The organism is Dactylosporangium sp. CA-052675 (assembly GCF_050947935.1).
Lineage (GTDB): Bacteria > Actinomycetota > Actinomycetes > Mycobacteriales > Micromonosporaceae > Dactylosporangium.
The window spans coordinates 4,613,930-4,627,543 of record NZ_CP192010.1 but is presented as its reverse complement, the minus strand read 5'-3'; the positions used below and the strand labels follow the sequence as shown (position 1 = coordinate 4,627,543).

The 13,614-nt window shown below is 70.5% G+C and carries 9 protein-coding genes; 3 read left to right on the top strand and 6 right to left on the bottom strand.

Annotated elements, in window-relative coordinates; genetic code table 11:
- Positions 1-85: 85 nt before the first annotated feature.
- Positions 86-1,330, bottom strand: a complete 1,245-nt coding sequence (gene urtA, locus ACQP1P_RS21210) for an urea ABC transporter substrate-binding protein (protein ID WP_433088660.1) — start codon at positions 1,328-1,330, stop codon at positions 86-88.
- 418 nt (positions 1,331-1,748) lie between these two features.
- A complete protein-coding gene (locus tag ACQP1P_RS21205) occupies positions 1,749-2,909 on the bottom strand; it encodes a substrate-binding domain-containing protein (protein ID WP_433088658.1) in 1,161 nt (386 codons plus the stop codon).
- A 97-nt stretch (positions 2,910-3,006) separates the two neighbouring features.
- Here ACQP1P_RS21205 and ACQP1P_RS21200 point away from each other — a divergent pair, with 97 nt between their 5' ends.
- From ACQP1P_RS21200 to ACQP1P_RS21190, 3 genes are all read left to right on the top strand, one after another.
- A complete protein-coding gene (locus ACQP1P_RS21200; RefSeq protein WP_433088657.1) occupies positions 3,007-3,486 on the top strand; it encodes a MarR family winged helix-turn-helix transcriptional regulator in 480 nt (159 codons plus the stop codon).
- 139 nt (positions 3,487-3,625) lie between these two features.
- On the top strand, positions 3,626-5,146 hold the full coding sequence (locus ACQP1P_RS21195; protein WP_433088656.1) for an alpha-N-arabinofuranosidase: 1,521 nt from the start codon (positions 3,626-3,628) through the stop codon (positions 5,144-5,146).
- 151 nt (positions 5,147-5,297) lie between these two features.
- Positions 5,298-6,221, top strand: coding sequence for a substrate-binding domain-containing protein (locus ACQP1P_RS21190; RefSeq protein WP_433088654.1), 924 nt, complete (start codon positions 5,298-5,300; stop codon positions 6,219-6,221).
- A gap of 105 nt (positions 6,222-6,326) precedes the next feature.
- Here the strand turns inward: ACQP1P_RS21190 and ACQP1P_RS21185 are convergent, their stop codons facing one another.
- From ACQP1P_RS21185 to ACQP1P_RS21170, 4 genes are all read right to left on the bottom strand, one after another.
- Positions 6,327-7,622 carry a cellulose binding domain-containing protein gene (locus ACQP1P_RS21185; protein WP_433088653.1) on the bottom strand — a complete coding sequence of 432 codons (1,296 nt, stop codon included), beginning with the start codon at positions 7,620-7,622 and terminating at the stop codon, positions 6,327-6,329.
- Between the two features lie 23 nt (positions 7,623-7,645).
- Positions 7,646-10,039, bottom strand: coding sequence for a ricin-type beta-trefoil lectin domain protein (locus tag ACQP1P_RS21180; RefSeq protein WP_433088651.1), 2,394 nt, complete (start codon positions 10,037-10,039; stop codon positions 7,646-7,648).
- Between the two features lie 13 nt (positions 10,040-10,052).
- A complete protein-coding gene (locus ACQP1P_RS21175; RefSeq protein ID WP_433088649.1) occupies positions 10,053-12,032 on the bottom strand; it encodes an alpha-L-fucosidase in 1,980 nt (659 codons plus the stop codon).
- Between the two features lie 107 nt (positions 12,033-12,139).
- Positions 12,140-13,612: a non-reducing end alpha-L-arabinofuranosidase family hydrolase gene (locus tag ACQP1P_RS21170; protein ID WP_433088648.1), complete on the bottom strand. Its 1,473-nt coding sequence runs from the start codon at positions 13,610-13,612 to the stop codon at positions 12,140-12,142.
- Between the last annotated feature and the right edge of the window lie 2 nt (positions 13,613-13,614).

Here is a 13,614-nt window from a genome sequence, read left to right as displayed (position 1 = left end):
GTCCATTCGCCGGGGATCGGGGTGGGCCGCCACGGGCAGGTGGCGCAGGACGGGGTCGCCCTGCGCCACCGGACCGCGGTGGTCGTCAGGACAGGCCGCTCGCCCAGGGATAGCCCTTGAGGTACGGGTCCGGCTTGACCGGCTGACCGGAGTTCCACACCTCGGTGATCAAGCCGTCCGCACCGACCTTGCCGATCCGCGCCGTCTTGTAGATGTGCTGGGTCGCGCCGTCGACGGTGACCTTGCCTTCGGGCGCGTCGAGCACGACGCCGTCGGAGGCGGCCTTGACCTTCTCCACGTCGAAGGAGCCGGCCTTCTCGACCATGGCCTTCCAGAGGTAGACCGAGACGTACGCGGCCTCCATCGGGTCGGACGTCGGCTTGTCCGCCCCGTACTTGGCCTTGTACGCCTTGACGAACTTCTCGTTGGCCGCGCCGGCCGTCGTCTGGTAGTAGTTCCAGGCGGTGAGCTGGCCGTCGAGGTACTGCGTGCCGATGCTCTTGACCTCCTCCTCGGCGATCGACACCGACACGACGGGCATCGAGGCGGCGGTCAGGCCGGCCGACTTGTACTCCTTGAAGAAGGCCACGTTGCTGTCGCCGTTGAGGGTGTTGAAGACCGCGGCGGCCTTGGACGCCTTGACCTTGTTGACGATCGTGCCGAACTCGGTGGAGCCGAGCGGCGCGTAGTCCTCGCCGAGCACGGTCATCCCGTTCGCGGCCGCGTACGCCTTGATGATCTTGTTCGCCGTCCGCGGGAACACGTAGTCGCTGCCGACGAGGTAGATCGAGGTCTTGCCCTGCGACTTCAGGTAGTCCAGGCCGGGCACGATCTGCTGGTTGGTGGTGGCGCCGGTGTAGAAGATGTACGGCGACTGCTCGAGCCCCTCGTACTGCACCGGATAGAACAGCAGCGCCTTGTTCTTCTCGAAGACCGGCTTGACGGCCTTGCGGCTGGCCGAGGTCCAGCAGCCGAAGACGGCGGCGACCTTGTCCTGCTTGATGAGCTTCTCCGCCTTCTCGGCGAAGGTGGGCCAGTCGGAGGCGCCGTCCTCGCTGATCGGCGCGATCTTCTTGCCGAGCACGCCACCGGCGGCGTTGATCTCCTCGACGGCGAGCCGCAGGGAGTCGCGCACGGTGACCTCGCTGATGGCCATGGTGCCCGACAGCGAGTTCAGCAGGCCCACCTTGACGGTGTCGCCCGACGTATCGGCGGTCGCGCCGCCGCCGCTCGCGCTCTCGCCGGTCTTGCTGCCGCACGCGGCGAGCGTCACGGTGGCGGCCAGCATCGCCGCCAACGCCGCCGCGCGGCGTCCGCGAATCCAGGACATGAAGCCTCCTTGCCTCAACGGGAGGATGAGCATCAGCAGAAGTCGGCGACCGGGCCCGCAACGCTGCGGTACCACGGTCGAGAAAACAGCGCAGGACAGTGCCGTGGCCGGACACCGGCGGCCGCGGCTCGTGGCCGGGCGGAGCGGGTGTCGTGCCCTACCGGATGGGCACGCCCAGCGTCGGTGAGATTGATTTCGGTGAGATTGCACGGCCCTTAATTGGCCGTTTCCGCGATCTTCTCCGCGCCGCTTCCGTGCGGAAAGAAAAATAGCCAGCCAATCGGCTGGCTTTAATGCACAGGGATCCCCGCGCTCCCCGCGGGCGCGGGACGGCATCCGGCAGCACGGAGCCGAGACGTGCGGAACTCCGGCAGATGCTTCACGCAGGAAGCATCTTCGGTGCCGATCACGGGCGCTGTCAAGCGTCCGGCGGCCCCGCCTGCAATTGGGCGACCACATCGAAACCGAGGCCGCGCGCCTCGGCCAGGTAAATGCGCTGGCGAACGTGGCGGCGCCGCATGCGCAACAATCCGCGCGGCCCCTCGAAAGACACCGACTCGGCGCTGGCGCCGATGGCCCGCACGTCGAGCGAGCGGGCCTGTTCGATCAGCGCGGCCAGCAGCAGGACACCCTCGTAACACGACTCGCCCAGGCTGCCCAGCGGCGGGGCGTCGACGCCGAACCGGCGCGCGTACTGCGCGTGGAAGTCCAGGTTCTCGGCGGTGACCAGCGATGCGAAGAATCCCGCGGCGCTGTACAGGCCGTGCGTCGCCGCCCCGCCGCTGCCCAGCAACATGTTCTCGTCCATGAGGGTGCTCAGCCGCACACACCGCTGGTCGAGGCCGGCCCGGGCGAACGCGCGGTTGAACCGCACCGCGTCGTTGCCGACGAGCAGCATCAGCACCGCGTCCGCCCCGGCCCGTTCGACCCGCCGCAGCACGTCGGCGAAGTCGTGGGTGCCGAGCGGCACGTATGCCTCGCCACAGATGCGGGCGCCGGACCGGGCCGCATAGCGCCGCGCGGCCTGCGCGGAGCGTCTGGGCCACACGTAGTCGTTGCCGACGATGAACCATCGCCGGAGCCTGCGCTCCTGCGCCAGCGTCCGCATCGCCGGGTACAGCTGGATGTCGGGCGTCTCGCTGGTCAGGAACACCCCGTCGGTGCGCTCGCCACCCTCGTACAACGCGGTGTACACGTACGGCACCCGGTTCGCGATCCGGGGCGCCACCGCCTGGCGCACCGAGGAGATGTGCCACCCGGTGACCCCCTGCACGGCCCCGGACGACACCAGCGCATCCACCTCGGCCGCCACCCGCTCCGGCGCGGCGCCGCCGTCGACCGGCACCAGCCGCAGCTCCCGCCCCAGCACACCCCCGGCCCGGTTGACCTCCTCGACCGCCAGCTCGGCACACAGCTCACAGCTCGGCCCGAAGATTCCGGCGGTGCCCTGCAGCGGCACGACCAGGGCCACCGCCACCGTCTCGTCGCCGATTTCCAGCAGCTCGGAGCGCTCGCGCGGCAATACCACCGGCGGCCCGGAGGAGACGGGACCGGGCACCAGCCGGTCGGACCGAGACATAGCGACATGCTTCCGCGCGCGCTGCCGGATCTCCAGAGCGTTCCCGCAGATGCGGCCGTTCTGTAGCATGGCCTTGCCCGCCGGCCCGAGGAGTGTCATGACCGATGCGCGCGCTGGTCGGCCCCAGGACCTGACCCAGCAGCTGACGCGAGCGGAGCGGCTGCTGAGCCGACGCCTCACCGCGATCCTCCACGCGGAGGGGCACTCCCTCGACGCCTGGCGCGTCATCAGCCTGCTCTCCGACGGTGCGGGCCACCACATGACCGAGATCGCCGAGCACGCGTTCCTGCCGCCCGCCACGCTGACCAAGCTGGTCGACCACCTCGTCGAGGACAATCTCGTCTACCGGCGCGGCGACGAGATCGACCGCCGGCGGGTCCGTGCGCACCTCACCCCGCGCGGTCGCCGGCTCCACCAGCGCGTCAGCCAGCAGATCGACGCGAGCACGGCCACGCTGGCCATCGCCGCCGGCGAGCGGGAGCTCCTGCAAGAGCTGCTCACCCGCCTCCTCGACGCGCTCGACGATCCCGCCGCCCCCGCGCATCAGCAGCGCCGCCAGCGACTCGGGACCGTCTGACGGCCGAGCGCGTCGCCGCCGGTGGGCACCGCGTCGCGGCCGGGCCGGCCGGTCCGCCGTCGCGGTTCGCGACCAGGACCGGCGGCGGCTCGACGATCGGCGCCCTCAACACGAACCGGACACTCTACAAAGGACATCGATGCTGCCCGTGCGTGTCACCCTCGACCCCGCCGCCGTCGTCGCCCCGGTCAGCCGCCGCACCTTCGGCTCCTTCGTCGAGCACATGGGGCGGTGCGTCTACACCGGCATCTACGAGCCCGGCCACCCGCTCGCCGACGAGGACGGGTTCCGCACCGACGTCCTGGCCCTGACCCGCGAGCTCGGCGTCACCACCGTGCGGTATCCCGGCGGGAACTTCGTCTCCGGATACCGCTGGGAGGACGGTGTCGGGCCGCGCGAGCACCGCCCCCGCCGGCGCGACCTGGCCTGGCACGGCATCGAGACGAACGAGGTCGGCATCGACGAGTTCGCCCGGTGGGCGGCCAAGGCCGGTGTCGAGATCATGTACGCGGTGAACCTCGGCACCCGGGGCGTGCAGGAGGCGCTGGACGTCCACGAGTACTGCAACCAGCCCTCCGGCACCCACCTGGCCGACCTGCGCCGGGCCAACGGCGCCGAGGAGCCGTACGGCATCTCCATGTGGTGCCTGGGCAACGAGCTCGACGGGCCGTGGCAGATCGGGCACAAGAGCGCCCGCGAGTACGGCCGGCTGGCCGCCGCCACCGCCCGCGCCCTGCGCGCCGCGGAGCCGGGCCTGCAGCTGGTGGCCTGTGGCAGCTCCGGCTCCGCCATGCCGACGTTCGGCGCCTGGGAGGCCACGGTGCTGCAGGAGGCCTACGACCTGGTCGACTACGTCTCCTGCCACGCCTACTACGAGGAGCACGACGGCGACCTCGGCTCGTTCCTGGCGTGCGCCACCGACATGGACCACTTCGTCGACAGCATCGTGGCCACCGCCGACAGCGTCGGAGCCCGGCTGCGCAGCCGCAAGAAGATGCAGCTCTCCTTCGACGAGTGGAACGTCTGGTACATGTCCCGCTTCCAGGGCCGGCCGGCGCCCACGCAGTGGCAGGTCGCGGCGCCGGTGATCGAGGACGAATACAACGTCGCCGACGCGGTCGTCGTGGGCAACCTGCTGATCTCGCTGCTGCGGCACAGCGACCGGGTCACCGCCGCCTGCCAGGCCCAGCTCGTCAACGTCATCGCGCCGATCCGCACCGAACCCGGCGGGCCGGCCTGGCGGCAGAGCATCTTCCACCCGTTCGCGCGCACCGCCGCGCTGGCCCGCGGCGTCGTCCTGCGCACGACCGTCGACGCGCCCGGGTACGAGACCTCCCGCTACGGCGAGGCCCCGGTCGTCGACGCCGTCGCCACCTACGACGCCGCCACCGGCGGCCTGGCCCTCTTCGCGGTCAACCGCGACCAGGCCCGGCCGGTGGAGCTGACCGTCGATCTGCGGGCCTTCGGGGCACCGGCCCGGCCGGCCGGGTCGTGGACGCTGTGGGACGACGACGTGCGCGCCACCAACACCCGCGACCGGCCCGACCGCGTCACGCTGCGGCCCGCCGAGGGCGTGACCGTCGACGGCCACACGGCGACCCTCCGGCTGCCCCCGATCTCCTGGACCGCGGCCCGCCTCACTACCGCGCCGACCGGCTGACCGGACGGCACGCGCGCACCGGATCACGTCCCGCAGCCGGCTCACGGTGCACGCCTGCCCGAACGACGAGCGGACAGCCGCCGCGCTCGCCCGAGGACGCCGGTTGACATCGCGGTAGTGAACGCTAACACTTCCGAATATATTCGCGAATGTGCTCCCAACGGACCGGCGTCAGCCCGAGCGCGTCCGGTCTCGGGTGATCGGCGTGATCGCCCGCGACCGGACCGTGTACGGAGCCTCCTCGGCGCTGCTCGGCATCGAGCGCGCCGCGCGCATGGCGGGCTACAGCCTGCGGGTCGAGTCGCTGCGCCGGGCCGACCAGCACACCGTGGCCGCGGCGCTGTCCACCCTGGCGAGCCAGTCCGTGACCGGGGTCATCGCCGCCGCGTCGCTCCCGCCGACCGCGCTGCTGCGGCTCGCCGGGAACGTGCCCGTCGTCGCCATCCAGTCCGACACGTCCGGGACGGTCCCCGCGATCGTCGCGGACCAGGCCGCGGGAGCCCGGGCCGCGGTGTCGCACCTGCTGCGGCTCGGGCACGCGCAGGTGTGGCACGTGTCGGGCGCGCACGACTGGCCGGAGACGCACAGCCGCATCGCGGGCTGGCGTGCGGCCCATCGCGCATTCCGCCGTCCGTCGCCGTCGATGCTCGAGGGCGACTGGAGCGCGGAGTCCGGCTACGCCGCCGGGCTGCAACTGGCCCGCCGCGCGGACGTGACGGCGGTCTTCGCCGCCGGGGACCAGATGGCCGTCGGGGTCCTGCGCGCCTTCGCCGAGCGGGGCATCCGCGTGCCCGACGACGTCAGCGTCGTGGGCTTCGACGACATCCCGGCGGCGGCCTACCTCCATCCGCCGCTGACCACGGTCCGGCAGGACTACGACGAGATCGGCCGGCGCTGTGTCACGGCACTGCTGGAGCTCGACGCCATCACCGGGCACGGCGGACTGGTGGGCCAGGACCCCGACCGCGCCCTCCCGCCGCAGCTGGTGATCCGGGACACCACCAAGAGGGTCGCGGCGGCCCGGCGCCGTGCGGGCACCGGCGCCACCGCGCGCAACCCGGCCGCCGGGTCGTGACCGCCGGCGGATGCGACGAGCCGCCGGGGACCCGGCCACCGGGATACGCCGGCGTCAGGTGTCGCAGGCCGCCCCGGGCGGGGCGGCCTGCGAGGCGTGCGTCGATCAGGGACTGGCGCAGGTGACGTTGCCGGGTGACGCGGTGCTGCTACCGGTCGCGACGAACCCGAACGTCGTCGTGGCGTTCGCGCCGAGCGTGCCGTTGTAGGAGGCGTTCCTGACCGTGATGCTGCCGGTGGACGCGGTGTTGACGCCGCCCCAGAGGCTGCTGATCGCCTGGTCGCCGGCGAGGGTCATGCGTACGGTCCAGCCGTTGAGCGTGGTGGAGCCGTTGTTGGCCACGACGACCTCGCCCTGGAAGCCGCCGGGCCAGCTGTTGACGGCCCGGTAGGTGGCGGTGCAGGTGCCGGTGCCGGGCCCGCCGCTGACGGGCGGAGAGCTCGGCGGCGCGCTGCTCGGCGGGGTGGACGACGCGGGTGCCGAACTCGGCGGGGAGGTGTTCTCGAACTGTGCGAAGAACTTCCAGATCTCCCCGGAGGTCCACGTTCTGGCGTCGTTGGGGGTGCCCGACCCGTCGACCGGGCTGGGGGTGTGGTCGCCGTCGAACGCGGCCCACTGGACCGGGTAGCCCGGACGGCACCCGGTGTAGGTGGTGGTGATGTGGGTCAGGCTGCCCTGCGCCGGCTCGCGCGGGCTCTGCGGCGTACAGCCGTTGTTCCGCACGAACGTGTCGCGCAGCGACCGCCCGTTGCTGATGTTGAGCACACTGTCGTGGGTGCCGTGGATGCCGAAGTAGGCGACGGGCTGGGTGCCGCCGTTGCATCCGCTGAGGTTGGCCCCGGACAGCACGGCAACGGCACGGAACACCGTCGGACGGGCACAGGCGATCGCGTAGCTCATGGCGCCGCCGTAGCTCCAGCCCAACGCGAAGACCTGGGTCGTGTCGACGCAGAGGCCACCCTCGACGAGCCTGGTCAGATCGTCCACGAGGGTCAGGTCCTGGCCGTTGGTGTTGGCCCAGCCGTTGTTGATGCCCTGCGGCGCCACGAAGATCGTGCTGTTGTTCGACAGTGGCTGCAGTCCGTAGTACCCGGCCGAGGCGACCGCGGCGGCGGAGCCGTTCAGCCAGTGCAGCCCGAAGACCAACCGGTACGGATGGCTGTTGTTGTAGTTGTCCGGGACTCTCAGGATGTACGTGCGGTTCTGGCCGCTGCTCTGCACCGAGTGCGTGCCGCTGGCCAGCGCCGGCGCCTTGCCGCACCCGGCGGTCGCGGCCTGGGCGGCGCCCGGCGCGGCGACGGCGGTGCCGTCACCACCACCGGTCAGCGCCTGGCCGGCGGCGACCGCGACGAGGACCGCCGCCACCGCGATGGCCGATGAGAACATGCCACGTCTGGGCATCGAGCACCTTCCCCTTCCCCGGATCAGCTCCGGGTCCACAGTTGGTTGCTGCCGTTGTTGCAGGTCCACAGGATCACCGGGGTGCTGTTGGCCGTCCCGGCACCGCTCGCGTCGAGGCACAGGCCGGACTGCACGCCGGTGACGGTGCCGTCGGCGTTGACGTTCCACTGCTGGTTGGCCTGGCCGTTGCAGTCCCAGATGACGACCCTCGTGCCGGGGGTCGTCGCCGCGCCCTCGGCGTCGAGGCACTTGGTGCCGTACACCTGCAGCTGCTTGCCGCCGGTGAGCGTCCACTGCTGGTTGGTGCCGCCGTTGCAGTCCCACAGCGCCAGCCGGGTGCCGTTGGTCTGGGCCTGGGACGGGACGTCGAGGCAGCGGCCGGCGTTGAGGTTGCGCAGCGGGGCCGTGGCACCGCCGGAGCCGCCGGGGCCGGCCACGACGGACAGGTTGTCGAACTGTGCGGTCTCGCCCTGGCTGGTGCCGAAGCCGACCTGGCCCGAGCCGTAGGCGCCGTCGGTGACGGTGCCGACCGTGGTCCCGTCGACGGCCGCGGTGATCGTGCTGCCCGAGAAGCCGAGCGCCAGACTGTGCCAGCGGTTCAGGCCCAGCGCCGCGACCGTACCGCTGCGAAGGGTTGTGAGGTTGCCGCCGCTGCTGTTGCGCAGGATCGACCAGGCGCCGCCGTCGGTGACGCGCAGGTAGTAGGCGTTCTGGTTGCCGATCGGGTCGAGGTTCTGGCCGCCGACGCGGCCCTCGAGCTGGACGTAGCCGGACTTCTCCAGCAGCGCGTCGGCGGAGACGGTGTAGTTGGCCCAGGACAGGTTGCCGCCGTAGGTGCTGGGGTCGGCGAGGGTCTTCCAGGTGATCGGGGCCTGGGGCGAGGACTGCCGCAGGCACAGGCCGGAGCGGCCGGCCCCGCACGCGGCGGTCTCGAACGCGCCCTGCATGTCCTGCAGGTACTTGGGCAGCCGGCCGGCGCCGTAGCCGTCGAAGGTGTCGGTGTAGGGCAGCGCCAGCGCGCCCTGGGCGGGGCTGGTCGCGGTGCCCTTGCCCTGTCCGGTCGTGGTGGTGATGGAGTACAGGTAGCCGGGCTGGACGGTCAGGGAGTACGCGCCCCCGGTGGGCGTGATGTCGGCGGCGTGGCGGAACTGGTCCGCGGCGTTGCCGGAGTTGAGGTTGGTCGACCAGACGTGCACGGTACCGGTGGACAGCCCGCCGGTGGCGGTGAAGTTGAGCGTCTGCGCGGCGCTCGCGTCCATGGTCTCGATGATGGTGCTGTAGTCGGTGTTGTTCGTCGACTTCAGGCTGACGTAGCTGCCGTTGGCGCGGTTGCCGCCGATGTAGCCGCTGGAGGAGTCGAGGTACTTCCAGCCGGGCGCGGTGAACTGGGTGGTGTGGGCGAGGGCCCAGGTGTCCTTGCCGACGGCGTACCAGCCCGACCACGGCTGGTTGGCCAGCACCAGCCCGACGGTGCTCCACGGCAGGTTCGGGGTGATCGCGGCGATGAGGTCCCAGTTGAGGTAGGCGGTCATCTTCCCGTCGATGTAGCCGCGGTTGATGCCCCGCGCGAGGGGCTTGGCGCCGTCGTTGTAGTCCTGCGAGCCGCCTTCGCTGTCCCACAGCGTCTCGCCGGAGTTGAGGGCGTTGGCCGACACCGTGCAGGTGGTCTGGGCACTGAGGTAGCCGCACGGGTAGTGCCCGCTGAGCACGTCGATGGCGTTGCGCAGGGACGCGTTGCTCGCCACGGCGTTGGCCGGGTTCCAGCTGCCGGGGTAGTCGTCCCCGAAGATGATCTTCACGCCGCTGTACCCGTTGGCGTTGAGCGCGCTGCGCAGGCTGATGGTCCAGTTGGCGTCGGTCCGCTTCTCGTTCTGGGCCGCGGTGAGGTAGTCGATGGTGAGGTTGTGCTGTCTCGCGCAGCCGAGCCACGAGATCAGGTAGTCGATCATGTCGGTGGACATGAAGTTGCCGTTGCCGATCCAGCCCGGCGCGCCCCAGGCCAGGCCGGCCAGCTTGATGCCGGGGTTGCGGGCCTTGGCCTGCTCCATGATCCACCACTCGTAGCCGCGGTTGCAGTTCAGGTCGCCGCGGAAGTGCGCGTGGCTGGGCTCCGAGCCGCTGGTGGAGTTGGTGTCGCCGCCGATCTCGACCTTGAGGATCTGCAGGGCGGCGCCGTAGGCCGGGCTGAACAGGTAGTCGAGGATCTGGGCGCGCTGCGGCTCGGGGTAGTCGATGAGCAGGCGGCTGTTGCCGCCGCCGCCGCTGACCGCGCCGACGCCGTCGAACGTCCGGCCGCCCGAGGAGCCGTTGACGGTGATGGAGGTGGCGGCCGCGACCGGCCCGGCGGCCGCGACGACGACGCCGGCCGCGGCCAGCAGCACACCGGCCAGCGCGGCGAGAGGTTTGTTGCGTAGCACGGGTGGCACCCCTTCAGACGGCGGTGATGGTCCACTGGTTGTTGGTGCTGCCGTTCGGCGCCCACAGCACGACCGTGGACCCGACGGTGGCGTTGCCGGCGCCGTCGAGGGCGGTGCCGGTGCCGCGGTTGATGATCTGGTAGCGCCCGTTGCCGACGCTGTTGAGCCGCCACTGCTGGTTGTTGCCGCCGTTCCAGGCCGCCTGCATCGCGTTCGCCCCGTTGGCGGTGTTGCCCCAGCTGTCGGCGACCATCCCGTTGGTGCGGTTGACGATGCGCACGTAGCCGGTGCCCAGGTCGACGATCTGCCACTGCAGGTTCGTGCTGCCGTCGTAGTTCCACTGCTTGAGCACCGACCCGGACGCGACGCTGCCGCCGCTGTCGAGCACCAGGCCGGTCGTGGCGTTGGCGATGCGGACCCAGCCGGTCGTGGTCCCGCCGCTGCCGAGGGCCGGGATCTGGCCCGAGAACGTCAGCCGGACCACGTACGCCCCGGCGCTGTAGGGAGCGCTCGACGAGGGCATCGTGATGTGCAGGCCGGAGCCGTCCTGGGTGCGGGTCGGCAGGTTGATCGCCGTGCCGGCCGTCGAGCCGAGCAGCTCCACGGCGCTGAGCGAGCCGAGGTTGATCCGGTTCGAGCTCAGCGTCGTGATGTGCAGCGTGCTGCCGGGCCAGCCCAGCACGGTGGCGTACAGCACCCGGTTGTCCTTGCTGCGGGTGAACCGGATGTCCTGGGCGGTGCCGGTGCGCGGCGTCTGGAAGGAGCCGCCGCCCATCTGCGTCGGGCCCTCGCCGAAGACGGTCCAGGCCCGGGTCGCGTACACCGACTCGCCGAAGCGCTTGAGGTGCTCGCCGATCGCGAGCAGGATGCTGCGCTGCCCGGACGGGATGGTGCCGTCGGCCATCGGGGCGATGTTGAGCACCATCGTGCCGTTCTTGCTGACCCGGTCGAGCAGGGCGTGCAGCAGCGCGGTGGCCGGGTAGTAGCCGATGCCGTCGGTGTAGCACCAGCTCGAGCTCGAGACGCTGTCGTCGGTGAGCCAGTACGGGCTCTGGATGTCGGCCGGGCCGCCGCGCTCGAAGTCGTACACCTCGCCGCGGTTGTTGAACCCGTCCTTGTAGGTGGCGGCCACGTCCCTGTTCCACGCGACCGCGCGGTTGTAGTAGTACGACAGGAAGTTCAGCCGCTGCGCCTCGGTCACCTGGCCGAGGTTGAAGTCCTGGAAGATGATGTCGGGCTGGTAGCCGTCGATGACCTCGCGCAGCTTGTCGTACCACAGCTGCTGCTCGGCCGCGCCCAGCTGGCCGTAGAGCTTGCGCAGGCTCGCGTCGGACTGCTGCGGGACCCACTGGTAGTAGCCGGTGAAGTTGTAGGCGTGGTGCAGCGAGACGTACAGCCGCAGCCCCTTGGCCCGGATGGCGTCGGCGTGCAGCCGCAGCAGGTCCAGGCGCGGCCCCTTGGCGACCGAGTTCCACTCGTTGACGCTGCTGTTCCACATGGAGAAGCCGTCGTGGTGCTCGGCGACCGGGCCGGCGAACTTCGCGCCGGCGTCGGCGAACAACTGGGCCCACGCGCCGGGGTCGAAGTTGCCGCCGGCGGAGGCGAGCTTGGGCGCGAACTGCACGAAGTTGCCGGCCTTGTCGCGGGCCCCGTTGATGAAGTTGTGGTACGGCCACACCGACGGATCGCCGTAGACGGCCTTGTGGTGGTTGTTCTCGTTCGAGCCGTTGTTGTACATGTTGCGCGGGTACCACTCGCTGCCGAACGCCGGGACGCTGAAGGCGCCCCAGTGGTAGTAGATGCCGAACTTGGCGTCCTGGAACCACTCGGGGGCGGGCGGGTGCTGGTCGACCGACGACCAGGCCGCGGTGTAGCTCTGCGGGCCGCTGGTGGCCGTGGCGGCGCCGGGCCTCGACAGCCCGGCGACGGTCGCCGCGGTGGAGGCGGCGGCCACGGTCAGCAGACCGCGGCGGGACAGGAACAAGGAGGACATGGCGGTACCTCTCGATCCGTCATACGTGTGGGTCGTCGCGGGACCCCCGACGGGTGGTCGCAGGCGAGCCGATCCGCCTGCGACCACCGGACTACGCCGAGGAACGCTCAGCGCTGCAGGGTCAGCACGCCCGGGCGGTACGGCAGCAGCCCGTAGTCGCCGCCGGAGCTCGGGGACCGGCCCTGGTACAGCAGCTGCAGATTGCACGGGTCGATCGTCTTGGTCTGGTCCGGGTTGGTACGGACCAGGTCACCGTGGCTGATGTCGTTGGTCCACGTCGCGCCGCTGTTGGCCTTGCCCGCGAACGGGTTGCTCTCACTGGCCGCCTGCGGCGTCCACGAACCACCCAGACTGCTCGCCGTGAACGACCGGAAGTACCGGCCCTGAGCACCGATCGCCTCCACGAGCATCAGGTACTGGTTCTGACCCTGCACCTTGTAGACCTCCACCCCCTCGAACAGGTTGTTGGTCGAGTCGCTCATCACCTGCGTGTAACTGGAGCCGAAACTGCCCGGGAAATTCCCGATCGGCATACTCGCCCGATAGATCTTGCCGTTGTCCCCGGCGAAGAACAGATACATGTTCGAGGCATCACCGATGATCGTCTGATCGATCGGACCCGTACCCGACCCGGAAATACTCCCCGTGAACAACGTCTGCTGCGCCGACCAGCCATTCGGGTTCGACGGATCACTCGACGTACGGTACGAGAACGCCGTCCCACCCCACTGGTACGTCAACACCCAGATGTTCTTCGGCGCGAAATAGAACAACGTCGGCGCCACCGCACTGAAACTCATCCGGTTCTGACTCGCCGAACCCATGTCCGACCAGTTCGTGAACAGACCGAAATTCATCGACCCCCACGACGAACCCGTATCATGCGTCGTGGCATACACCAGATGCTTGCCGTTGTAGACAACATTGGTGAAATCCTTCAACGACACCCACCCGTTCGCCGGACTCGCCAACGCACCCGTCGACGACCACCGGTACGACGACGGCAGCGAACAGCCCCCGCCGGTGTTGCCCGGCGTGGTCGGGGTCGTGCCGTCGACGCGGACGAGCTGCCACTGCTGGTTCGTGCCGCCCCAGTCGCTGTACTGCACGACCGCTCCCCCGTCGGCGGTGGAGGCGCCCTGCACCTCGACGGCCTTGCTGGAGTTGCGGTTGATGAGCCGCACGTAGCCGCTGTCGGAGTCGGCGAGGCGGAACTGCTGGTTCGTGCCGTTGCCGTCGGTCCACTGCACGAGCTTGGCGGAGTCGGCGGTGGAGAAGTTGTACACGTCGAGGACCTTGCCCGAGTGGCGGGCCTTGAGCCGGTAGTAGCCGCCACCGGAGTCGACGAACTGCCACTGCTGGTTCTGCCCGCCGGAACGGCTGTACTGCTGGATGCACGCGCCGTCCGCGGTGGACGCGCCGCACACGTCGAGGGCCTTGCCGGAGTTGCGGTTGACGAGGGTGTACCACGCCGTGGTGTCGACGGTCGCCGCCGAGGCGGAGGTCGCGTTGACGGCGACCACCACCCCCGCTGCCACGACCGTCGCCGCCAGCACGGCGCCGAGTGCTCTGCTGTGCACGG

Bases quoted from the DNA above. Each gene is read 5' to 3' on its own strand.
- ACQP1P_RS21195 (WP_433088656.1), top strand. From the start codon at position 3,626: ATGCTGCCCGTGCGTGTCACCCTCGACCCCGCCGCCGTCGTCGCCCCG.
- ACQP1P_RS21175 (WP_433088649.1), bottom strand. From the start codon at position 12,032: ATGTCCTCCTTGTTCCTGTCCCGCCGCGGTCTGCTGACCGTGGCCGCC.
- ACQP1P_RS21205 (WP_433088658.1), bottom strand. From the start codon at position 2,909: ATGTCTCGGTCCGACCGGCTGGTGCCCGGTCCCGTCTCCTCCGGGCCG.
- ACQP1P_RS21185 (WP_433088653.1), bottom strand. From the start codon at position 7,622: ATGCCCAGACGTGGCATGTTCTCATCGGCCATCGCGGTGGCGGCGGTC.
- ACQP1P_RS21200 (WP_433088657.1), top strand. From the start codon at position 3,007: ATGACCGATGCGCGCGCTGGTCGGCCCCAGGACCTGACCCAGCAGCTG.
- urtA (WP_433088660.1), bottom strand. From the start codon at position 1,330: ATGTCCTGGATTCGCGGACGCCGCGCGGCGGCGTTGGCGGCGATGCTG.